The 21,598-nt window shown below is 72.9% G+C and carries 18 protein-coding genes and 1 pseudogene; 10 read left to right on the plus strand and 9 right to left on the minus strand.

Translation table 11 applies throughout. The annotated features are described in order from the left end of the window. Positions 1 to 4: 4 nt before the first annotated feature. The gene (locus tag JQN83_RS01080) at positions 5 to 613 is read right to left on the minus strand and encodes a prepilin peptidase (RefSeq protein ID WP_208565131.1); all 609 of its coding nucleotides are present in this window, start codon (positions 611 to 613) and stop codon (positions 5 to 7) included. A gap of 41 nt (positions 614 to 654) precedes the next feature. Beyond that, on the minus strand, positions 655 to 1,629 hold the full coding sequence (locus JQN83_RS01085) for an EamA family transporter (protein ID WP_208565132.1): 975 nt from the start codon (positions 1,627 to 1,629) through the stop codon (positions 655 to 657). Positions 1,630 to 1,916: 287 nt separating this feature from the next. Here JQN83_RS01085 and JQN83_RS01090 point away from each other — a divergent pair, with 287 nt between their 5' ends. The 3 genes from JQN83_RS01090 (at position 1,917) to JQN83_RS01100 (ending at position 5,834) form a co-directional block, all read left to right on the plus strand. Beyond that, a complete protein-coding gene (locus tag JQN83_RS01090) occupies positions 1,917 to 2,393 on the plus strand; it encodes an LppU/SCO3897 family protein (protein WP_307799009.1) in 477 nt (158 codons plus the stop codon). 1,592 nt (positions 2,394 to 3,985) lie between these two features. Further along, positions 3,986 to 4,408, plus strand: coding sequence for an LppU/SCO3897 family protein (locus JQN83_RS01095; protein WP_307798943.1), 423 nt, complete (start codon positions 3,986 to 3,988; stop codon positions 4,406 to 4,408). A gap of 181 nt (positions 4,409 to 4,589) precedes the next feature. Beyond that, on the plus strand, positions 4,590 to 5,834 hold the full coding sequence (locus tag JQN83_RS01100) for an ATP-binding protein (RefSeq protein WP_208565134.1): 1,245 nt from the start codon (positions 4,590 to 4,592) through the stop codon (positions 5,832 to 5,834). 64 nt (positions 5,835 to 5,898) lie between these two features. On the opposite strand, the gene JQN83_RS01105 is transcribed toward JQN83_RS01100, so the two are convergent. Next, positions 5,899 to 6,444 carry a GNAT family N-acetyltransferase gene (locus tag JQN83_RS01105; RefSeq protein ID WP_208565135.1) on the minus strand — a complete coding sequence of 182 codons (546 nt, stop codon included), beginning with the start codon at positions 6,442 to 6,444 and terminating at the stop codon, positions 5,899 to 5,901. Positions 6,445 to 6,625: 181 nt separating this feature from the next. Between JQN83_RS01105 and JQN83_RS01110 the strand changes: the two genes are divergently transcribed. Next, entirely contained in the window at positions 6,626 to 7,171 is a 546-nt protein-coding gene (locus tag JQN83_RS01110) for a DoxX family protein (protein WP_208565136.1), read from the plus strand. 204 nt (positions 7,172 to 7,375) lie between these two features. Beyond that, positions 7,376 to 8,815 (plus strand): glycosyltransferase 87 family protein, encoded by a 1,440-nt coding sequence (locus JQN83_RS01115; RefSeq protein WP_208565137.1) that lies wholly within the window; start codon positions 7,376 to 7,378, stop codon positions 8,813 to 8,815. 66 nt (positions 8,816 to 8,881) lie between these two features. On the opposite strand, the gene JQN83_RS01120 is transcribed toward JQN83_RS01115, so the two are convergent. The 4 genes from JQN83_RS01120 to moaC all read right to left on the minus strand — a co-directional run bounded on the left by JQN83_RS01120 (position 8,882) and on the right by moaC (position 11,606). Continuing rightward, a complete protein-coding gene (locus tag JQN83_RS01120; RefSeq protein WP_208565793.1) occupies positions 8,882 to 9,313 on the minus strand; it encodes a molybdenum cofactor biosynthesis protein MoaE in 432 nt (143 codons plus the stop codon). Further along, entirely contained in the window at positions 9,310 to 10,569 is a 1,260-nt protein-coding gene (locus JQN83_RS01125; RefSeq protein ID WP_208565138.1) for a molybdopterin molybdotransferase MoeA, read from the minus strand. The genes JQN83_RS01120 and JQN83_RS01125 overlap by 4 nt, the downstream gene beginning before the upstream one ends. 78 nt (positions 10,570 to 10,647) lie before the next feature. Then, on the minus strand, positions 10,648 to 11,118 hold the full coding sequence (locus tag JQN83_RS01130; protein ID WP_208565139.1) for a MogA/MoaB family molybdenum cofactor biosynthesis protein: 471 nt from the start codon (positions 11,116 to 11,118) through the stop codon (positions 10,648 to 10,650). Then, complete coding sequence (moaC, locus tag JQN83_RS01135) at positions 11,115 to 11,606, minus strand: cyclic pyranopterin monophosphate synthase MoaC (protein WP_208565140.1); 492 nt, start codon at positions 11,604 to 11,606, stop codon at positions 11,115 to 11,117. Before moaC ends, JQN83_RS01130 begins: the two co-directional genes overlap by 4 nt. Before the next feature lie 698 nt (positions 11,607 to 12,304). On the opposite strand from moaC, the gene JQN83_RS01140 reads away from it, so the two are divergent. From JQN83_RS01140 to JQN83_RS01160, 5 genes and pseudogenes are all read left to right on the plus strand, one after another. Then, positions 12,305 to 14,833, plus strand: coding sequence for a putative bifunctional diguanylate cyclase/phosphodiesterase (locus tag JQN83_RS01140; RefSeq protein ID WP_208565141.1), 2,529 nt, complete (start codon positions 12,305 to 12,307; stop codon positions 14,831 to 14,833). Continuing rightward, positions 14,830 to 16,089, plus strand: a pseudogene (locus JQN83_RS01145) (glycosyltransferase 87 family protein); the annotation flags it as partial. The gene JQN83_RS01140 and the pseudogene JQN83_RS01145, both read left to right, overlap by 4 nt. Before the next feature lie 69 nt (positions 16,090 to 16,158). Beyond that, positions 16,159 to 16,791, plus strand: a complete 633-nt coding sequence (locus JQN83_RS01150) for a phosphoribosyltransferase (RefSeq protein ID WP_208565794.1) — start codon at positions 16,159 to 16,161, stop codon at positions 16,789 to 16,791. A 29-nt stretch (positions 16,792 to 16,820) separates the two neighbouring features. After that, positions 16,821 to 17,249, plus strand: coding sequence for a TFIIB-type zinc ribbon-containing protein (locus JQN83_RS01155; RefSeq protein ID WP_208565142.1), 429 nt, complete (start codon positions 16,821 to 16,823; stop codon positions 17,247 to 17,249). A 134-nt stretch (positions 17,250 to 17,383) separates the two neighbouring features. Continuing rightward, on the plus strand, positions 17,384 to 18,067 hold the full coding sequence (locus JQN83_RS01160; RefSeq protein ID WP_208565143.1) for a maleylpyruvate isomerase N-terminal domain-containing protein: 684 nt from the start codon (positions 17,384 to 17,386) through the stop codon (positions 18,065 to 18,067). 25 nt (positions 18,068 to 18,092) lie between these two features. Here the strand turns inward: JQN83_RS01160 and JQN83_RS01165 are convergent, their stop codons facing one another. Further along, complete coding sequence (locus JQN83_RS01165; protein WP_208565144.1) at positions 18,093 to 19,022, minus strand: helix-turn-helix domain-containing protein; 930 nt, start codon at positions 19,020 to 19,022, stop codon at positions 18,093 to 18,095. Beyond that, on the minus strand, positions 19,019 to 21,355 hold the full coding sequence (dnaB, locus tag JQN83_RS01170; RefSeq protein WP_208565145.1) for a replicative DNA helicase: 2,337 nt from the start codon (positions 21,353 to 21,355) through the stop codon (positions 19,019 to 19,021). The genes JQN83_RS01165 and dnaB overlap by 4 nt, the downstream gene beginning before the upstream one ends. Between the last annotated feature and the right edge of the window lie 243 nt (positions 21,356 to 21,598).

Below are 21,598 nucleotides of genomic sequence, written 5' to 3' on the forward strand. Positions count from 1 at the left end.
CCGGTCAGGCAAGGAGGACGGCCAACCAGGCACCGCTGAGCAGGGCCGGGCCGAACGGCAGGGCGGTGTCCCGGCGTACCCGGCGGGTGGCCAGCAGTGCCAGCACCAGCAGCCCCTGGAGCAGGTGCGGCAGGAGCAGGCCGAGCCAGAGGGTGGGCCAGCCCAGCCAGGCCAGCGGCAGCCCGAGCACCGCCGCCAGCTTCACGTCACCGAAGCCGAGCCGGGAGCGGGGCAGCAGCGCCAGCACGACGTACAGGAGAAAGGAGAGGGCGGCCCCGGCGAGCGCGAGCGCCAGACGACCGGGCGTGCCGGCGACGACGGCCGCGACGGTCAACGCGGTGCCGCCGCCGAGCGCGGCCGCGCCGACCAGCGGGTCGGGCAGGCGGAGGCTGGTCAGGTCCGCCACCGCCAGCACCAGACCCACGGCCGCGACCAGCAGGAACGCCGGCAGTGCCGGCTCCGGCCACCGTGCGGCGGCCAACCCACCGAACACCACCGCCCCCACCACCGCGATCCCCACCGGCGCCGGAGCCGAGGCCACGGCCGGCGGGGTGTGGGGTGGGAAGGAGCGGGCGATCCGGGGTGCGGCGAGGCCGGACAGGACGCCGAGCATCGCGGCTACGGTCACCGGGCCGACGGGCACGGCCCTCGACGTTACCGCCGGGACGGTACGGCGGCTGCCCCGTCACCGGCCGGCCGGCGGGCCCGCTCGGTGGTCACCACCAGCGCCACGCCGGCCACGATCACCGCACCGCCGAGCAGCACCTGACCGGTGATCGGCTCGGCCACCAGCAACGCGCCGAGCGCCACCGCCACCACCGGGTTCACGTAGGCGTAGGTGGAGACCAGCGAGATGGGCGCATGGGCCAGCAACCAGACGTACGCGGTGAAGGCGACCAACGACCCGGCCACCAGCAGGTACGCCAGGGCGAACCAGGAACGGGTCGTCACCTGCGCCGGGGAGAACCCGCGCAGTTCACCCCGGGTCACGGACAGCACGACGAGCGCCACCGCCCCGGCGACCATCTCGTAGACGGTGGCGACGAACGGGTCAGCGGGCATCCGCAACCGGTTGGACAGGAACGACCCCACCGACCAGCAGGTGGCCGCCGCGACCACTGTCAACGCACCGACCAGCGGCACCGTCCCCGTCCCGCCCCGGGGGAGCACCAGCAGCACCAGCCCGAGAAAGCCCACCGTCACCCCGGCGAACGTCCACCCCGGCGGGCGGTCCCCGGTGACCGTACGCAGCAGCACCACCAGCAGCGGGACGGTGGCCACCAACAGCGCGGCGATGCCCGACGGCACCGCCACGCCGGCCGGGCCGGACTCGGCGAGCACCACCAGGCCGTTGCCGCCGGCCAGCAGCAGCACCCCGACCAGCGCGGCCGAGCCGAGTTGCCGCCGGTCGACCCGCAACGCACCCGCGCCCCGCCGCAGCCGCAGGACCACCGCCAGCACCAACGCGGCACCACCGAAGCGGGCGGCAGCAGAACCGAGCGGCGGCATCGACTCCACCACGACCCGGATACCGAGGTAGGTGGAACCCCACAGCACGTAGACCAGGATGAGTGCGGTCCAGATCAGCGCTGGTCGGGCGGGTGTCGCGGCCGAGGAAGGTGAGGTCATCGCGGGACCACGCTACGGTGACCACGTCGGTGGCGTCCTTCCGGACGACCGGCATCTCGGCACGCGGGAGGACGGGCATGGCGAACTACGGACCACCGGGCGGTTCCCCGGACCCGTGGGGTGGGCGACGCCCGGACGACCGTTGGGGCCAGCCCGCCCCGGACCAGCCCCACCCCGCGACCGTGCCGACCCAGCCGACGGGTGGACAGCAGCCCCACCATCCGGCGTACGACCAGTTCCAGTCGGAGCCGTACGGGCCGGCGGGGCAGTTTCCGGCGGGCGGACCGGTGGCCTACCCGGGCAACCCCGGATCGGGGCGCGGCCGGGGTCCGCTGATCGCGGTGCTGGTTGTGCTCGCCGTGCTGACCGTCAGCGGTGGCACCCTGTGGTACCTGCTGAGCGACGACGAGCCGACGAACACCGGTGCGGCGCTGCCGACGGCACCGGCGGTGCCGGACGCGGCCACTGCCGAACCGGGAGGGTCGACCACCGCCACCCCCGCACCCGCCGCCTCGGCCGACCCGCGCTTCGTCAAGGCGGGGCAGTGCGTCCGCAACGAGGGTCCGGCCGGCGGCAAGCCCAAGCTGCTGATCACCGAGTGCGCCCCGAGAACATACGAGGTCTTACGTCGTTTCGACGGGGCGACCAGTGGTGAAAGGGACGCCGAGGCGAAGTGCGGCAAGGTGGAGGGCTACACCAACTGGTACTTCTTCGACAGCGAGCTGGACACCCTCGACTTCGTCCTCTGCCTGAAGCAGCGCTGAGCCCACCCCTGGGGGAGAGATTGTCAACCTTCGGCCCACCCGACTCCGGCCGCCCCGACGAGGAACAACGTCCCTCGAACAGCGACCCGGAGCCACCCACCGCGCCCCTCGCGCACCCCGACCCCGAACCAGCGACGAAGCCCATCGTCCGCGCCGAGCCGGAGCCACCCACCGTGGGAATTCCGTCGGAGACGGAACCACCGACGGCACCGATCCCGGGCGGATCGGACGAGCAGCCGACGGCACCCCTCACCCGCAACCAGGACGAGCAGCCGACGGCACCGATCTCCCCGGCAGTTCCACACGCCGCCGAGGAACCGGTGACCGCCGTCAACTCGCCGGCTGCCCCGCATCCGGCTGACGAGACGCCGACCGCGCCGATCTCCGCGCCTGCCCCGGGCGCTACCGAGGAACCGGTGACCGCACCCCTGCGGGGTGACGCGGACGACCAACCGACCGCCCCGCTCTCCACCGGGCCGACCGGACCCGATGCCGGCCCGGACGAGTCGCCGACCGCGCCGATCCGCCCGGAAGACGTCGAGCCACCGACCGCACCGATCCGCCGGGAGGACGTCGAGCCACCGACCGTGCCGGTGTCACGGGAGGCGGGCGAGCCGGCCACGGCACCCGTTCCGAGTGCGGAAGAGCCGCCCACCGCACCAATGGCCGCGTCCCCGCCGGAGCCGCCGACGGCACCGATCTCGGCCACCACGCCCGAACCACCGACCGCACCGATCTCGGCCACCACGCCCGAACCGCCGACGGCACCCTTCGCCGCCGAACCGCCGACCACACCGATCACGGCCACCACGCCGGAACCCCCGACGGCACCCTTCGCCGCCGAACCCCCGACCGCCCCGATCTCCACGCCACCTGAGCCGCCGACCACCCGGCTGCCGGTGTCGGGAGCCGGGCAGCCGGCCACCACGCCAATGCCCGCAGCGGGCGGCGGGTACTCGCCGACCTCCCAGATGCCGGCAGCGGGCGGGTACTCGCCGACCTCCCAGATGCCGGCAGCGGGGGCTGACTACCCGACGCCGTCTTCCGGAGCGGGCTACCCACCTCCGTCCTCGGGGGCGGGTTATCCTCCGCCGGACACCTATCTCCCGCCGACCGGCACGCCGGTGCCGTCCTCGGGGGCCGGCTACCCGCCGCCGGGGCCCTTCCCGCCCGCCGGGCCGACCGCCGCACCGGCGGCCGGCGCGTTCAGCGCACCGGCATCACCACCACCGGCCAGCTACCCGGCCCAGTCCCCACCGCCCCCGGCACCCAGCTACCCGGGGCCGGCCGCACCGTCATCCGGCTTCCCTGGCGCAGCCGCACCATCGTCCGGCTTCCCAGGGGCAGCCGCACCATCGTCCGGCTTCCCAGGGGCAGCCGCACCATCGTCCGGCTTCCCAGGGGCAGCCGCACCATCGTCCGGCTTCCCGGGCGCAGCCGCACCGTCATCCGGCTTCCCAGGGGCAGCCGCACCGCCGTCCGGCTTCCCGGGGCAGCCCACGCCACCGGGATATCCGGGGCAGGGTTTCCCACCTCCGGCGGCACCGCCGGCAAAGGGCCGGGGCGGTCGGATCGCGCTCATCATCGGGCTGGTGGTGGTCCTGCTGCTGTGCCCGTGCCTCGTGGGGGGCGGCTGGTTCCTCCTGGCGTCGCGGGACGGCGACGATCCGGCTCCGAGGGCGGTCGCGTCCGCCTCGCCGACGGAGAACGGGCCGACCGGGAACGCACCGACGGAGCCGACCGTCGAACCGACCACGGACGAGCCGACCCCGACGCCGACCCGGGCGGAGCAGATCGTCCGGGGCGACTGCGTGGTCAACGACGGTACGGCCAGTGACGCCGACCTGCGCAAGGTGCCGTGCGGTCCGAACACCTACGAGGTGCTGCTGCGGATTCCAGCGTCCACCAACGGGGACCGGTGTAAGTCGCTGGCCCCGGAGTCGAACGCCAACTATGTGCACGACAACTCGGTGGACCTCTTCGACTACGTGCTCTGCCTGCGCAAACGCAGCTGAACAGGGAAATATGGGGCTGTCTAGCATCAACGCTAGACAGCCCCATATTCGTGTCGAGAGGGTCGCCGGCACCCCCGTCGCCTCCACCACGGGACCTGCCCGGGCCCGGTGGGCGACACGCCGGTAGCCCCGTCTACGCATCTCTAGTCCGCAGGCTAGACCGCCCGATACTGTGCGATGCGTGGATCCGGTCCGCAACCCGTACGCCCCGGGCGCCGGTCAGCGCCCGCCCGAGCTCGCCGGGCGGGGGCGGGAGCTGGACGTCTTCGACGTGGTGCTGGAACGGATCGCCCGGGGACGCCCCGAGCGCAGCCTGATGCTCACCGGCCTGCGCGGCGTCGGCAAGACCGTCCTGCTCAACACCCTGCGCTCCCAGGCGATCAACCAGCTCTGGGGCACCGGCAAGATCGAGGCCCGACCGGAGCAGTCGCTGCGTCGACCGATCGCCGCCGCGCTGCACATGGCGGTCCGCGAACTCGCCCCCCGGCACCGGGCACCGGAGCGGATCGACGCCTTCCTCGGCGTACTCAAGGCGTTTGCGCAGCGCAGCGCACCGACCACCGGGCGGGCCGGTGCGGCCCCCCGGCTGCGTGACCGGTGGCAGCCCGGCATCGACGTGCCGGCCAGCAGCGGCCGGGCCGACTCCGGGGACATCGAGATCGACCTGGTGGAGTTGCTCACCGACGCGGCGGCGGTCGCCGGGGACGTGGGCACCGGTATCGCCGTCTTCATCGACGAGATGCAGGATCTCGGTGCGGAGGACGTGTCGGCGCTCTGTGCGGCCTGCCACGAGTTGTCCCAGCTCGGCGCACCCTTGATCGTGGTCGGCGCGGGCCTGCCGCACCTGCCGGCGGTGCTCAGCGCCGCCAAGTCGTACTCGGAGCGGCTCTTCCGTTACCTGCGGATCGACCGGCTGGACCGGATCGCCGCCGACCAGGCACTGTGCGCGCCGGCCGGGCGGGAACAGGTGGAGTACGAGCAGAAGGCCCTCGACCTGCTCTACGAGTCGTCCGGCGGCTACCCGTACTTCGTCCAGGCGTACGGGAAGGCGACCTGGGACCATGCGCCCCGTTCCCCGATCACCGACGCGGACGTCCGGGTCGCCGCCCCGGAGGCGGAGGCGGAGCTGGCGGTCGGTTTCTTCGGTTCCCGGTTCGAGCGGGCCACCCCTGCCGAGCGCGAGTACATGCGGGCGATGGCGACCCTGTCCCAGGTGGCGGGCGAGGCCGACGGCGGTGGTCGGGACGACATGGACGCCGCCGTGCCGACCGCCGAGATCGCCCGTGCGCTGGGGCGCAAGCCGGCGAGTCTCTCCCCGGCCAGGGACGCGCTGATCAAGAAGGGTCTGATCTATTCGGGGGAACGCGGCACGGTCGCCTTCACCGTCCCGCACTTCGGCCGCTACCTGCGTACCCAGCCGACCTGATCGGCACCGGCCACGGGGCGACCGGACCCGCCGGACGGCCGGCACCGGCCACGGGGGTCGGGGGTCAGACCCGGGACCAGGGGGGTGGGAAGACCACCTCGCCGCGCGGGGGTGGTGGCGCGTCGCTGGTCTCCGGCGGCAGCACCAGCGCCTGCCACGGCTCTCCCAGCCCCGACCAGGGGCTGACCAGCCCCATCCGGTCGGCCCGGGTGAAGCCGAACCGCCGGTAGTACGCCGGGTCGCCGAGGACCACCACCAGCCGCTCGCCCAGCTCGGTGGCGGCCTCCAGCGCGGCCTGCACCACCGCCGTGCCGTGCCCGACCCGTTGCCGGTGCGGGGCCACCGCCACCGGCCCGAGCACCAGCGCCGGGGCGCGTTCCCGGTCGGCCTCGACCCGGACCCGGGTGAGCAGCGCGTACCCGACCACCTCGCCGCCGTACTCGGCGACCATCGCCAGCTCCGGCAGCCACGCCGCACTGCCGCGCAGCTCGTCGACGAGCGCGACCTCACCGGGGGTGGTGCGGTCGGGGCGGGCGAAGGCGGCAGCCAGCACCCGACGGATCGGGCCGGCGTCGGCCGGGCCCTCAGGACGCAACCGCAGGGTCGTCACCGGCGCGACGTTACCGGTCGTGGCAGGTCCATCAGCGACGGTCGCCCGGTTCGGCGTGGCGTGTCATCGGTGCGGTACGGCCCGGAACAGCGGCGCGACCCGCTTCGGGCGACGGCACGCAGAGCGCTCCGGATCGGCCGTTGCCCGGATAGCAGGGGTCCAAACGGGGTATGACTGAGCAATGAAACCCGTGCGCTCCCTCGCCCGTGTCATGTTGAGCGGCATCTTCGTGGTCAGCGGCGCCCGCAACTTCCAAAACCCCCAGCGGCTCGTGCCGGCTGCCCGGCCGGTCACCGACCGGGTCGCTCCGCTGATCCAGCGGGCCGCGCCGCAGCTCCCCACGGACCCCGAGACGCTGATCCGCGCCAACGCCGCCGTGCAGCTCGCCGCCGGCCTGATGCTGGCCACCGGGAAGTTCACCCGGCCGGCCGCACTGGTCCTGGCCGGCACGCTGGTGCCCACCACCGCCGCCGGTCACCCGTTCTGGGACAACGACGATCCGACGACGCGGAACAACAACCAGGTGCACTTCCTGAAGAACCTCGGGCTCTTCGGTGGTCTGCTGCTCGCCGCAGCCGACACCGAGGGCAAGCCGGGCCTACGCTGGCGGGCCGGTCACCGCATCGGCCACTCTCGACGGTCGGTCGGTCGCGCGGTGCGCACCGCCCGGCGGGAGGCCCGGATCGCCGTCCGGTCGGCCGCCGCCGCCCGCCGGCTTCCCGGCTGACCTGCATCGATTCGGCCACCACCCCCCGTAAGGCCGCGAATTACCTGAACCACCCGACACCCGTTAACGCGGTGGAAATGTCAAAAACTGGTGTGGGATCGGACACGGTCGGATAACGCGGGAGGCAGCAACGTGAGGCGCCGTTCTAGGCTCCCTACCGGACCTGGACGGGTAGGACGACCTTGGTATGGGGGTGGCCACGCCATGCCGACGACCGTCGGTAGACGGGCGGACCGCCTCGCCCCAGTCCGTCGCGCAACGCGTGGGATCGATCGTAGGACAGTCGTACGGGTCGGCATCGTGGCCGCCGTCGCCTATGCCGCATGGCTCGCCATCGGTGCTTTCGGGCGGCCGTACAACTTCTTCGACATGAAGATCTACCACGGCGCGGTGGTGTGGTGGGCGAGCGGGCACGAGTTGTACGAGTTCATCGCGCCCACCACCACGCTGGGTTTCACCTACCCGCCCTTCGCCGCGCTGGCCATGCTGCCGATGGCGATGCTGCCGATCGAGGCGGCCGGCTGGATCAACGCGGCCGGCAGCATCGCCGCGCTGGCGGTGATCCTCGCCGCGCTGCTGCGCCCGATCGTCGACCGGCTCGGCTGGCCGCTCTGGTACTCCGTGGCCATCGCCACCCCGATGGCCACCGCCCTCGAACCGGTCCGGGAGACCCTGGGGTACGGGCAGGTCAACCTGCTCCTTTTCGCGTTGATCATGGCGGACCTGGTGGGTCTACGCTGGCGTTCCCGGCGGGGCACCCACGGACGCGGCACCGACGGCCCGTTCCTGCGGCTGCTCTACAGCGGGTCCTGGGCGGGCATGGGCATCGGCCTGGCCACCGCCGTCAAGCTCACCCCGGCGCTGTTCATCGTCTACCTGCTGGTCACCCGGCAGTGGCGGGTCGCCGCCACCGCCGTCGGCACCATCATCGGCGTCACCCTGGGCAGCTTCGCGCTGGTCGGCACCGAGTCGCGGGCCTACTTCGGCGGGGTGCTGTGGCAGACCGAGCGGGTCGGGGCCGCCGACATGACGCCCAACCAGTCGCTGGCCGGCCTGCTGGCCCGGCTCTACGACTCGATCGAGACGCCCGGTCTGCTCTGGTTGGCGTTCTCGGTGCTGATCCTGGCCGTCGGGTTGTCCCGGGCCGCCAACGCCCGCGCCGACGGCGACGAGCTGACCGCGTTCACCCTGGTCGGGCTGACCGCCAACGTGATCAGCCCGATCTCCTGGTCGCACCACCTGGTCTGGGTCATCCCGGCGGTCGTCGTGCTCGCCGACGCCGCCGTACGCCGCCGTGAGGCGAGTCGGGGGCTGTCGGTGCGTACCGGCCCGCAGTCGTTCGGCGGGCCACCCGGGGTGAGTGGGCTGCGCCCGCCGATCTGGTACCCGACGCTGACCGGGTTGCGGCACGGGGTCGCGGCGCTCGGGTTGTACCTGCTCTTCGTGATCTCGCCGATCTGGCCGTACGAGCACAAGCTGCCCGAGGTGTCCCACTACCAGAACGGCCTGTTCGGCGCGCTCATGGAGAACTCGCTCGCGTTGGCGCTGATCGTGCTGGTCGCCGCCCTGCCGTGGCGGCCCGGTGCCGAGCCCGCCTTCTATCCCGACCGGTCGGCCCGTGTCACCACGGCCGGTCGCCGCTGACCCCGCCCGGCCCGCGCCACCACGGTCGGCCGACCCCGGCCGGCCCGGTGGGGCACGACGCCACGGTCAGGGGCAGTTGACCCACTCCTCGGTGCCGTCGGCGAAGACCTGCCGTTTCCAGATCGGCAGCCGCGCCTTCACCTCGTCGACCAGCCGGGCGCAGGCCGCGAAGGCCGCCGCCCGGTGTGCCGTGCTGACCGCCGCCACCAGCGCCACGTCCCCGATGTCGAGCCGACCGATGCGGTGCGACACGGCCACCGCGTAGACGTCGGGGTCGGCGGCGATCTCGGCGGCCACCGCGCGCAGCGTCTCGACGGCGCTCGGGTGGCCCTCGTATTCCAGCAGGGTGACCGGTCGGCCGTGGTCGTGGTCGCGGACCACGCCCTGGAAGGAGACGACCGCGCCGGCCCGGCGGTCGGCGACCGCCGCCTCGTGCGCGGCCAGGTCCAGCGGCTGGTCGGTGACCGCGAGCAGGGCCGTGGTGGGGTCGGCCGTCACCACGTGCGCTCCCCGGGCAGCAACGGCAGCGGTACGACGGGCACCCGGGCCCCGACCTCGCCGGAGGTGCCCGGCCGGATCACCGCGAACCCGTCCGCGCCGGCCAGCCCCCGCAGCATCGCCGAGCCGACGTGCCGGACCGGGTGGGCGGTGCCGGCGGCCCGGTCCAGCCGGACCAGGGCCAGGTGGGTGTAGTCGCCCCGGCCGGGCACCGGCCCGGCGAGGGTGGCGTACGGCAGTGCCGGCAGCACCCGGCCCTGGAGCCCGGCGAGCAGCGGCGCGACCAGCGACACCAGGGCGACGATCGCGGACTGCGGATTGCCGGGCAACCCGGCCACGAAACGGACCCGTCCGTCGTCGTCGACCAGCCGGGCCAGCAGCATCGGGAAGCCGGGCCGGACGGCGACGGTGTTGACCACGTGGTCGGCGCCGAGCGCCTCCAACGTGGGGTGCAGGTGGTCGACCGGGCCGTGCATGGTGCCGCCGGTGGTGCAGACCAGGTCGGCCACGGCCAGCGCCCCGCGCAGGGCGGCCACGTGGGCGGGCAGGGTGTCCGCCACCGGGCCGACCACGTCGGAGGGCCGCACCTGGCAGCCGTAGCGGCGCAACCAGGACGGCACGGCGGGACCGAGCGCGTCGCGGACCCGGCCCGACCCGGGCGGACCGGCGGTGAGCAGTTCGTCGCCGAAGACCAGCAGCGCGGCCCGGGGCTGACGGCGGACCCGGAGCTGGTCGTGCCCGCAGGAGGCGGCCAGCCCGATCAGCGCGGGGTCGACCGGGGTGCCGGCCGGCAGCAGCTCCTCACCGGCCACCGCCTCCTCGCCCGGCTCCCGCCACTCCGGGTTCGGGCGCGGCGTGCCGGTCACCCGCCCGTCCGGGGTACGACCCGAGTCCTCGATGCGCAGGATGGCGGTCGTGCCGGCGGGGACCATCGCGCCGGTGGCGATCTCGACGGTGGTGCCGTCGGCGGTCAACCCGGCCGGGGTGTGCCCGGCGAGTACCCGCCCCACGACGTCCCACGGGCCGGTGCCGCGCACCGCCCAGCCGTCGACGCTGGAGGTGGGGAAGGCCGGCAGGTCGGTCCGGGTGGTCAACGGTTCGGCCAGGGTGTGCCCGTCGGCGTCGGCCAGCGCCCGGTTGACGGCGGGCAGGGCGGCGGCCAGGCCGACCGCGTAGACCCGGGAGCGGGCCTCCTCCCATCCGGCCGGCGGCGGCGCGGCGACCTGGGCCGCGGTGGCGGCGGTTTCCGTGCTCACCGGGGGCCTCCGTTCGGACGGGACGCGGGGCTCCGCGTTCACCCCCGCGAGCCTATCGCCGCCGGGGCGGCCGTGCGGTCAGTGGTCGCCGCCGCGCAACTGGTCGACCGCGTGGGCGAGGATCGGCCCCAGCACGGCCAGACCGTCCTTCGCACCGCCCCGCGAGCCGGGCAGGTTGACCACCAGCATCCGGCCCAGCACCCCGGCCAACCCCCGGGACAGCGCCGAGGTGGGCACCCGGTCCCGGCTGTGTGCGCGGATCGCCTCGGCGATGCCGGGGATCTCGTGGTCGAGCAGCGCCCGGGTCACCTCCGGGGTCCGGTCGGTGGGGGTGATGCCGGTGCCGCCGCTGGTCAGCACGACGTCGATCCCGTCGGTGTGGGCGGCACGCAGTGCCTCGCCGACCGGTTCGCCGTCGGGCACCACCACCGGTTCGTCGACCTGGCAGCCCAGCTCGCGCAGGCCGGTGACGAGCAGCGGGCCGCTGGTGTCGGCGTACACCCCGGCGGCGGCCCGGTTGGACGCCACGATCACCCGGGCCCGGATCACGGCCGGTCCTGGGGGCGGACCCACTCGCCGGTCTTGCCGCCGGTCTTGCGCAGCACCCGGACGGCGTCCACGGTGGCGGCCGGGTCGACCGCCTTGACCATGTCGATCAGGGCCAGCCCGGCGACGGCGACCGCGGTCAGCGCCTCCATCTCCACCCCGGTCCGGTCGGCGGTGCGGGCGGTGGCGGTGATCTCGACGGTGTCGTCGGTGAGGCGCAGGTCGACGTCGACGCCGTGCAGGGCGATCGGGTGGCAGAGCGGGATCAGGTCGGGGGTGCGTTTGGCGCCCATGATGCCGGCGAGCCGGCCGACGGCCAGCGCGTCACCCTTGGGCAGCCCGTCGCGCCGCAGCAGGTCCACCACCTCGGCGGTGGTGTGCAGCCGGCCGGCGGCCACGGCGACCCGGCCGGACACCGGCTTGGCGGAGACGTCGACCATGCGGGCCGCGCCCGCGGCGTCGACGTGGCTGAGCTGCGCGGGATCGGTCACGTCCGCGAGCCTAGCGGGCGGGTCCGACCGGGGGGTACGTCCCATTCACCCCGGGCGGTGGGGATCAAGCGGGTCGACGCCGTACGGGATGATTCGTGATCGATAGTTCACCGTCGATTTCATCGGTCGCCACTAATACGTTCTCGGGTCGGCGGGAGAGCGGGAAACGTCATCGCACGAGAGATCGGACACCCCGTCGTCACGGGCGAGAAACCCAACGTCGCGTCGCGACCGCGAATCGCCACCGGGCCACTTCGTCGGCACTGGCACCAGCGCGCCCACACGACTACGCTGCGTTCCGCAATCGGGTGATCCGTCGCACTCACCCGCCGGTCACCGCACAGTTGCTCCAACCAGCGACCCTCACCCGATGTCGCAAACCCCGCCGCTGCACCATTATCTAGCGTTAACGAGAACGGTCAGGAGCACTCAGCACTCCGTTTCCCCTTGGAAACGGAAAGTCACCAACCTGCACTCAATTCTCACCTATCGCTCATAGTTACATTTATACCTCCAAAATCGTCCTAACCGCCCTTAGGCTGTCCCCTGTCAGATCCCGACCGGAAGGTCGGACACGGCGACCAGGGGAGGCGAAAGCGATGTCCGCACACGAGTGGCTCTGAACGATTGTGGTGGTGGCGTGACCCCACGTAGCCTTGGCCTCTGCTCAGCGACACGGAGTGGTTGTCGAGGACACGATGGCACGACCGGACGAAGGCAAGACGGAGGCCGAGCGGCAGCTGACGCTGCACGTCGGCCTCGTCTGCGTGGTGGCCACCGCAGCAGCGGCCGTCGCCCTGTACCAACTGGTCCACCTGGACCTCACCGGCGGCGACCTCACCAGATCCGTCGCCCTGGCTTTCATGGCCGCACTCGGCGTCCGGATCAACTGGCGAATTCGAATTTGGGCAACGGTCCACGCAATATCCTGGAGCGAGACCGCGATCGTCCTCGGCCTGGCCGTCGCCCCCGCACCCCTGGTCGTGCTGACCACCGGCACGGGCGTCGCGATCGCCCTGCTCTCCATGAAGCCCTCACCCCTCAAGACCGCCTTCGGCATCGCCAAGAGCATGCTGCTGGCGGCCGGCGGTGGCATCGCCCTGCACACCCTCGGCTGGTCACCACAGGACACCGACCTCCGACACGTCATCGGCATGATCGGGCTCGCCTACCTCGTCGCGGTCGTCCTCGACGAACTGCTCACCCTGCCGGTCATCGCGATGGCCACCGGCACCGCGCTGCGCAGACTGTTCTGGGACGACCTCGGGCTCCGCCTGACCAGCGTGCTGGCCCGGTTCGTCCTCATCGCCGTCACCCTGGCCATCCTCCAGGCCGACCCCCGGCTCCTGCTGGCCGTGCCGCCCCTGGTGCTCAGCCTCCACCTGCTCTACTCCAACCAGGTCAAGTCCCGCACCGAGCAGCAGGCCTGGCAGCGCCTCGCCCGCACCACCGACGCGCTCAACGTGGTCGACCTGGACAAGGTCCTCACCACCGCCGTCACCCAGGCCGCCGAACTCTTCTCCGCCGACGAGGTCGAGATCGAGCTGCGCGACGCCGGCCGCACCGTACGAGGAGCCAGCGGCACCATCACCTACGACGGCCCCGCCGGCACCCCCAGCGACATCGAGGGCACCGTCCTGCCCGCCCGGCTCGAAGGCCACGACCGGACGGCCGACGTCGGGATGCTCCGACTCCGGTTCCGTGGCCCGGTACGCCTCAACGAACGCGAGCAGTACACCCTGCGCACCTTCGCCTCCGCCCTGTGCACCGCCGTCCGCAACGCCCAGGCGTACGCCGAACTGGCCCGGGTCGCCGCCGAACACGCCCACGCCGCCAGCCACGACGCGCTCACCGGCCTGGCCAACCGCCGGCAACTGCTCGACCGGGGCACCGAGCAGCTCGGCACCCGGCACGCCGAGGGGGTGACCGCCCTCGTCCTGATCGACCTCAACCACTTCAAGGAGGTCAACGACACCCTCGGCCACGCCGCCGGTGACCAGGTGCTGATGCAGGTCGCCGACCGGCTGCGCGCCGCCGCCCGCGACGAGGACCTGGTCGCCCGCCTCGGCGGGGACGAGTTCGCCGTGCTGATGCGCAACCTGCCCGCCCCCGCCGTCGCCGCCCACCGGGCCGAGACCCTGCTCGGTGCCCTGCACGAACCGCTCGACGTGGACGGCATGCGGATCAGCGTGGAGGCCAGCGGCGGCATCGCGGCGGCCCCCGCCACCGGCGGCATGCCGGAGCTGCTGCGCCGCGCCGACGTCGCCATGTACCAGGCCAAACGGGCCGGCCAGCGGATCGCCACGTACGCCCCGACCCGGGACACCGCCGACCTGCGCCGGCTCACCCTCGGCGGTGAACTGCCCCGCGCGGTGGCCGACCACGAGTTCACCGTCAACTTCCAACCGCTCGTCGACCTCGGCACCGGCGAGGTGACCGGGGCCGAGGCCCTCGCCCGCTGGCACCACCCCCGGCACGGGGTGATCGACCCGCTGCGCTTCATCGAGGCGGTGGAACGCTCCGGCATGCTCCCCGCGTTCGCCGAGGCCATCCTCGACCAGGCACTCGTCGCCGCCGTCACCTGGCGGACGGCCGGCTTCGACCTCCCGGTCTCGGTCAACGTCTCCCCCCGCAGCCTGCTCGACGCCCGATTCCCCAGCGCGGTGCTGGCCCGCCTCCAGGCCCACGACTTCCCCCCCGACCGGTTGGTCCTGGAGCTGACCGAGACGCTCACCCTCAGCCAACTCGACGTGGTCGACCGGGTGCTGAGCCGGCTGCGCGACTCCGGCATCCGGCTCGCCCTGGACGACTTCGGCACCGGTTACTCCTCCCTCTCCCTGCTCTCCCGCATCCCGGTCCACGAGCTGAAGATCGACCGCAGCTTCGTCACCGCGATGGAGAGTTCCGCGGAGGCGGCGGCCGTCATCCGCTCCACCCTCGACCTCGGCCGCAGCCTCGACCTCGCGGTCGTCGCCGAGGGCGTGGAGAGCGAACCGCAACGCCGCGCCCTGTGGTCACTCGGCTGCGCCGCCGGCCAGGGGCACCTGTTCGCCCGCCCACTGCCGGCCGGCGCGCTCCTCGCCGCCCTCCAACGCGGCTCCGGCGGCCGGCCCGGCACCCTCGCCACCCCGCTGCACGACACCGGCGCGGTCATCCGCCTCAGCACCCCCGGCCGCCGCCAGCCCGCCCGGAACCGCGCGACCGGTCTGCCACACTTGCCGGCGTGACCGTCGCCGACCGAGCCGCCCGCCGCTGGCGGACCGTCGACACCGCAGCCGGCGGACTCGCCCTCGACCTCGGCCTCTACACCGTCTCCGCAGCCTTTGCCGCCGTCACCGCCGCCACCTCCACCCTGCCGCCGCACCGGGGCTGGGGGAGCGTCGCCGCCGTCGGCTACCTCGCCGCGACCCTCCTGGTCGCCGCCCAGTTCCTGCTGCGACGCCACCGCCCCGGGCTGGCCGGCACCACCGCCCGCGCGATCGTCACCGGCCTCGCCTGGGTCGGCACCGCCCTGCTCCCGCTGCTCGTGCAGGCCGGGCAGCGGGCCGCCGGGCGGACCGACCGGGCCCAGGAGGAGGTGGTGGTCGTCGAGCAGGCCGGCATCCGGCTCGCCGAGCACGGCACCCCCTACCTCGGGCCGGACGCCATCGCCGCGTTGCCCGCCGACGAACGGCTGCTCGGCTACACCCCGTACCAGCCGGGGATGGCGTTGTTCGGGCTGCCCCGGGCCGCCGCCGACGCCTGGTGGACCGACTCCCGCGTCTGGTTCGCGCTGGTCACCGCCGCAGCACTGGTGCTCGCCGTGGTCGCCCTGCGACGGACCGCCAGCCCCGGCGGAGGCCGGGCCGACGAGGGATGGGTCGGGGCGGCGGCGGTGCTGCGCGGCGTGCAGGCGGCGACCGTCCTGCCGATCTGCGCGCTCACCCTGGCCACCGGCGGCGACGACCTGCCCGTACTCGCGCTCTGCCTGCTGGCCCTGGCCCTCGCCGCCGCCGGACGGCCCGGCGGGGCCGGGGTGGCGGTCGGGCTGGCCGGCGCGTTGAAACTCTTCGCCTGGCCGGTCGCGCTGGCCCTGATCTTCTGGGGGACCACCCGGCGGGCCGGGCTGCGGGTCGCCGTCGGTGCGCTCGGCCTACCCGCCCTCGCCCTGCTCCCCGCCCTGCTGGTCGACCGGGACGCGCTGGTGGAGAACGTGTTCCGCTTCCCGCTGGGCCACGGCCAGGTCACCAGCCCCGCCCAGTCCCCCTTCCCTGGCCACCTGATCGCCACCGCCCTGCCCGGTGGTCGGCTCGTCGCCGCCGCGCTGCTCGTCGCCGCCGGTGCCGCCATCGCCGTCCGGCTCGTCCGCCGCCCACCGCGCAGCGCCGCCACCACCACGCTGATCTGCGGGTACGGCCTGCTCGCCGCCATCCTGCTGATGCCCACCACCCGCTTCGGCTACCTGCTCTACCCCATCGCCCTGCTGAGCTGGGCACCCGCCCTGACCACCCACCGGACCCCGGTTCCGCCGAGTCCCCGGCACGCCCCGCCCGCAGGGCGTAAACCTGAGCACATGAGCAGCTACCACGATCGGGACGACGCCGGTCGCCAACTCGCCGCACGACTCACCGCGCTGGCCGGTCGACCCGACGTCGTCGTGCTGGGCCTGGTCCGCGGCGGGGTGCCGGTCGCCAGGGTGGTCGCCGACCGGCTCGGCGTACCGCTCGACGTGCTGGTGGTCCGCAAGCTCGGCCTGCCCTGGGCCCCCGAGGTGGCCTTCGGCGCGCTCGGCCCCGGTGGCGTGCGGGTCCTCAACGACCAGGTCGCCGCCCAACTCGATCCGACCGACAGCGCCGACGTGCAACGCCGTGAGCAGGCCGAACTCGACCGTCGGGAGGCCCGCTACCGGTCCGGTCGCCCACCACTGGACCTGACCGGACGCACCGCCCTGATCGTCGACGACGGGCTGGCCACCGGTGCGACCGCCCGCGCCGCCGTACAGGTCGCCCGGCGACTCGGTGCCCACCGGGTCGTCGTCGCCGTGCCGGTCGGCGCGCAGCAGGCGTACGAGATGCTCACCGCCGAGGCGGACGAGGTGGTCTGCGCCCGGCGTCCCGCCGACTTCGGCGCGGTCAGCGCCTACTACGACGACTTCCACGAGGTCGACGACGACGAGGTGACCGGGGCGCTGATCGCCACCGCCTGAATACTGCGCCGACCGGGTACCGTCGAGCGATGCAGCTCACCTGTCCCAAGTGTCGCGGAGAAATGCGCCAGTACGAGCGCAGCGGAGTCGTCATCGACCAGTGCGGCGAGTGCCGGGGGATCTTCCTGGACCGTGGCGAACTCGAAAAGCTGTTCGAGGCCGAGGCGAACTGGAACCAGCAGCGCGGTGCGCCCGCGCCCGGTCAGCCGGGGCCCGTCCCCGGTCAGCAGCACGTCCAGACGCCCGGCGGATACCCACCGCCGCCTCCGCCGCCACCCGCCCCGAGCCACCAGCCGGGTTACGGCGCCATGCCGCCGCCCCCGCCCCCGCCGGGTTACCCGCCGCAGCCCGCGTACGGCACCCACGGTGGTTACGGTCACCCGCAGCAGCACCACGGCTACCACGGCCACTACAAGCGCAAGAAGCACAAGGGTTTCCTCGACGAGATGTTCGGCTGAGCGATCCCGTCGACGACCGGGCCGGGCCCTCCCGTGCCCGGCCCGGTCCCGCCGGGCGGCACTGCCGGGTGGCCACGGTAGGTGGCCCGTCAACCGCCGTGCCGGGGCACGCCGCTCGTGCGACGCTGCACGGCATGACGTTCGTCCGGCAGCACACCGCGTTGGCGCAGGTCTACGACGGGATCACCCGGGTGGTCACCGGCCTCGACGACGCGGCGCTGCAACGACCCACCCGGTGTCGCGGCTGGGTCGTCGCCGACCTGCTCTTCCACCTGCTCGGCGACGCCCAACGGGCGCTGGTCACCCTGGCCAGCCCCGCCGACGGGCCGGCCGACACCGACGACGTCAGCTACTGGCGGTCCTTCCCGGCGGGTGACGACCCCGACGCCGCAGCCCGGCACGCGTGGTGGGTCCGCCGCTCGGCGGCCGCCTTCGACCGGCCCACCGGCGTGGTCCGAATCTGGGCGGACACCGCACCGGCTGCCGTCCGCGCGGCGGGTGCCGCCGACCCGCAGGGGCACGTCACCACCCAGGGGCACGTGCTGCGGGTGCCCGACTTCCTGGCCACGCTGACCACCGAGGCCGTCGTACACCACCTCGATCTGGTGCACCACCTGCCCGAGGGGCCGCCGCCCGGTCCGCTGGCCGTCGAGGTCGCGGTCGCCACCATGGACGGCCTGCTCAGCGACGACGCCGTCCGGCCCGCCGACTGGGACGATCTGACCTACCTGGGCAAGGCCACCGGTCGGGAGCCGTTGACCGACCGGGACCGGGTGGCGCTGGGCGAGGCCGCCGGCTGGTTCCCGCTGCTCGGCTGATCTCGACGGGCACGGAACTAATGTGCTATCGCTGACGGACGATCATCTGTGCGGCAATCTCCGCCTTCCGGGCCAGCGCCGGCTCGGCATTGAGGTAGAGAAGGGCGGCTATCCTCTCAGCCGGCCCACAGGTGGTTCCGACTGTGCAGATGCTCTTGTGCGGACGCACCGACAGACCACTGATGCCGCTACTTTCGAGGAAAGAAACGAATGCGGTCAAGACATGGCGTCTCCCGACCACTCTGAACTGAGCAAAGGTTCGACCGCTCGGGGCTGCCCTCTTGTAGATCCCCAGCGAGCCGTCACCATCGACGACACCACGCCAGAAGTCGCGCGAGACGACCAACCGCTCGTCGATGGAATCATCGTATCTGCCCAATTCGATGAGCCGGTCCGCCAAGCTCCGCGACCGCACCGAGAACTGACACGAGCCCTGGGTCGGATTTGTTTGGGAGATGCTGTTACCGCAGCCCAGATAATCCCGCAGCGCGACCAACTGGCCTCGGTCCCGCTCAGCCAGCCCTATCGATATCTGCGGCAGGTGACCTGGCCGGTAACTGACACACCCGTCAGCGAACAGGAACCCGATCCAGTAGCAGGCATCAGGCGTCAGGCTGTCGAAGGCATCGTGCCGCAAACCCTCCGAGACTGATGGGATATTGATTCCTCGGCGGGAGACCAGGCCGCGAACAGACGGAACCGTGACGCTGAACTCGGTGGCGATCTGCCCGAGGCTAACTCCGTCGAGAAATCGATTTATCACTTCCCCCCGCTGCGCATCCGTCAGCTTGCCGGTCCGACGCGCAGGTACGCCACAACGACGGAGCACCCCTCGGATCGCCTGCCTTGTCACCCCGTAACGCAGGGCGATACTCGTGATGCTCTCCCCGCTCTCCGCACGTACGACCACGTCTCGTCGCCGCTCAGCGGCGAGTTGCGTCCCGACCTCGGTCATCCGATGGCCATATCGACGAATCGAGAGAGATGAAGCTGGGCCGCGACCGTTATACTGTCGGTCGGACCATTCCTGTGCTTGGCGATTATGAAATCCGCCTCTCCGGCACGCGGCGACTCCTTGTCGTAGTAGTCGTCGCGGTGCAACAGGATGACGACGTCAGCATCTTGTTCGATCGAGCCAGATTCGCGCAAATCGGACAATTGGGGTCGCTTGTCGGTGCGTTGCTCGGGGCCACGGTTGAGCTGGCTGACCGCGATCACCGGGCACTCGACCTCCTTGGCCAGCAGCTTGAGGCCACGGGACAGGTCCGCGACCTCCTGCTGACGGCTCTCGGTGCGCTTCGGTGAGGTCATCAGCTGGAGATAGTCGACGACGATCATTTTGAGATCGTGCTTCTGCTTGAGCCGCCGCGCCTTCGCCCGGATCTCCATCAGGTTCATGCTCGGCGTGTCGTCCACGAACAGCGGCGCCTCGCTGATCTCACCCATGCAGCGGGCCAGCTTGGTCCAGTCGTCGTCGGAGAGCTGCCCGCTGCGCAGCACGTGCAGCGGGACCCGTGCCTCGGCCGAGAGCAGCCGCATGACGATCTCGACCTTGCTCATTTCCAGCGAGAAGATGGCGGCGGCCTGGTTGGCCCGGATCGCCGCGTTGCGGGCGAAGTCCATGCTGGCCGTGCTGTTGTGGGTGGGGATCATCGACCGGCCGGCCAGGTAGAGATGGTCCGGGTTGTCGACGGTCACGCACCGCACCGGCACGCTGGCCACCGGCCGCACGTCCACCACGTACCGGACACCCGGGTCGGTGCGTGGGCGGACGGCCTCGGCGGACGCCCTGGGCTCGCGGCGGAAGACGGCGTCCTGGGTGGCGAAGGCGACCGTGTACGTCGTCCCGGTCCGACCGGGTGCCGGCCGCTCGGTGACCGTGCAGCGGTACCCGAGACCCACCACGAGTTCCCGTACGTCACCGGTCAGCCGACGTGAGGTCGAGGTGTACCGGAGGTCGCCGGTCGGGGTGAGGGTGCCGGCGGTGTCCATCAACCCGGCGAGCAGCGCCCGACGTTGCGCCTCGGAGCCGCGCAGGTAGTCCCGGGGGATGTGCTTGTCCGCGAGGACGCCGATCTCCCGCAGCGTCGCCAGGAAGGACCCGGCGAGATGACCCGGGTCGGCCCGGCCGTCGCCGAGCCAGCCACCCAGGCCGTACGGGGGGATGGGCACCGCCCGCTCGGGCAGTTGCAGGGGGGCGCAGGTGGCGACGGCGTGGCGGGGGCTTCCCTCCGGGCCGGTACGCAGCGTCGCCGCGATCTGCGCCGTGGTGAGTACGCCGTCGCCGGCCTCGGCGGGGCCCTGAGCTGCGGCTGCCGGTATGCCGCCCGCCGGCGCGAGGGCCCACCTCCGGGTGCTGGTCTGCCACAGGTGCTCGGCGTCGGCGACGATCACGCTGCCGTCGGAGAACTCGACCTCGTAGCAGGGACGCCCGCGCATCACGGCGAACGCGGCGGTGACCGTGGTCGGCGTACCGTCGGCGGCGAGCAACCGGTCGCCGACCTCGACCTCACCCATCGTGGTCCAGCCGTCGGGGGTGGGCAGCGGCGTGTCCAGGGCGAGCGCCTTGCCGAGACCGGGCCGGCCGGCCACGATGATGAGCTGCCCCGGGTGCAGGCCGTTGAGCAGCCGGTCCAGGTCGGTGAAGCCGGTCGGCACCCCGGTCATCACGCCGCCCTGCGCGCCGACCGCCTCGATCTCGTCGAGGGTGGGCTGGAGCATGTCGGCGAGGATCGCGAAGTCCTCGCTCACCCGCCGTTCGGTGATCTCGTAGACCGCCTGCTGGGCCAGGTCGACGACGTCGTCGACGTCGCGGCTGCCACCGGCGGCGGTGCCGTAGCCGAGCTGCACGATCCGGGTGCCCGCCTCGACGAGGCGGCGCAGCACCGCGCGTTCGCCGACGATCCGGGCGTAGTAGGAGGCGTTCGCCGCCGTCGGGACGGCCGCCATGCAGGTGTGCAGGTAGGGGGCGCCACCGACCCGGGCGAGGTCCCCCGAGTCGGCGAGGGCCGCCGCGACGGTGATGCCGTCGGCCGGCTCACCGCGCCCGTAGATGTCGAGGATCGCGTCGAAGATGGTGGCGTGGACGGGCCGGTAGAAGTCGGTCGACTTGAGGATCTCGACGACGTCGGCGATCGCGTCCTTGGAGAGCAGCATGCCGCCGAGGACGCACTGCTCGGCGGCCACGTCCTGGGGTGGGGTCTTGTCGAACTGGCCGTCGCGGGGCGGCGGGGCGGACGACTGCCCCGCTGCCCGGGGCTCCGCCCGCATGTCGTCGGTGACCGACACGGTTCCCCCTCCACAGCGTCGAGCTGGCCCCAGCGGTACGCCGGTGGTGTGCCACCTGCCGGTCGGGTCGATCGGGGGGCCATCGCGCGACCGGTCGGTGCCCCACGATACGGACCCCGAGGTCAGACCCTCAACCGGCGCGGTGGATGAGCCTCGGGACAACCTGTGGACGCGAGTGGACAACCATGTGCGCAGCGTGTGCACAGCCTGTGGAAAACTGTGGAGGAAATCCGGGCCCAACGG

This window comes from Micromonospora antibiotica (assembly GCF_017599305.1).
In the GTDB taxonomy this organism is placed as follows: Bacteria; Actinomycetota; Actinomycetes; order Mycobacteriales; family Micromonosporaceae; genus Micromonospora; species Micromonospora antibiotica.

Excerpts from the sequence above, each read along its gene's own strand:
- JQN83_RS01080 (WP_208565131.1), bottom strand. The coding sequence starts at position 613 with ATGCTCGGCGTCCTGTCCGGCCTCGCCGCACCCCGGATCGCCCGCTCC.
- JQN83_RS01085 (WP_208565132.1), bottom strand. The coding sequence starts at position 1,629 with ATGACCTCACCTTCCTCGGCCGCGACACCCGCCCGACCAGCGCTGATC.
- JQN83_RS01110 (WP_208565136.1), top strand. The coding sequence starts at position 6,626 with ATGAAACCCGTGCGCTCCCTCGCCCGTGTCATGTTGAGCGGCATCTTC.
- JQN83_RS01115 (WP_208565137.1), top strand. The coding sequence starts at position 7,376 with ATGCCGACGACCGTCGGTAGACGGGCGGACCGCCTCGCCCCAGTCCGT.
- JQN83_RS01140 (WP_208565141.1), top strand. The coding sequence starts at position 12,305 with ATGGCACGACCGGACGAAGGCAAGACGGAGGCCGAGCGGCAGCTGACG.
- JQN83_RS01150 (WP_208565794.1), top strand. The coding sequence starts at position 16,159 with ATGAGCAGCTACCACGATCGGGACGACGCCGGTCGCCAACTCGCCGCA.
- JQN83_RS01155 (WP_208565142.1), top strand. The coding sequence starts at position 16,821 with ATGCAGCTCACCTGTCCCAAGTGTCGCGGAGAAATGCGCCAGTACGAG.
- JQN83_RS01160 (WP_208565143.1), top strand. The coding sequence starts at position 17,384 with ATGACGTTCGTCCGGCAGCACACCGCGTTGGCGCAGGTCTACGACGGG.
- JQN83_RS01165 (WP_208565144.1), bottom strand. The coding sequence starts at position 19,022 with ATGACCGAGGTCGGGACGCAACTCGCCGCTGAGCGGCGACGAGACGTG.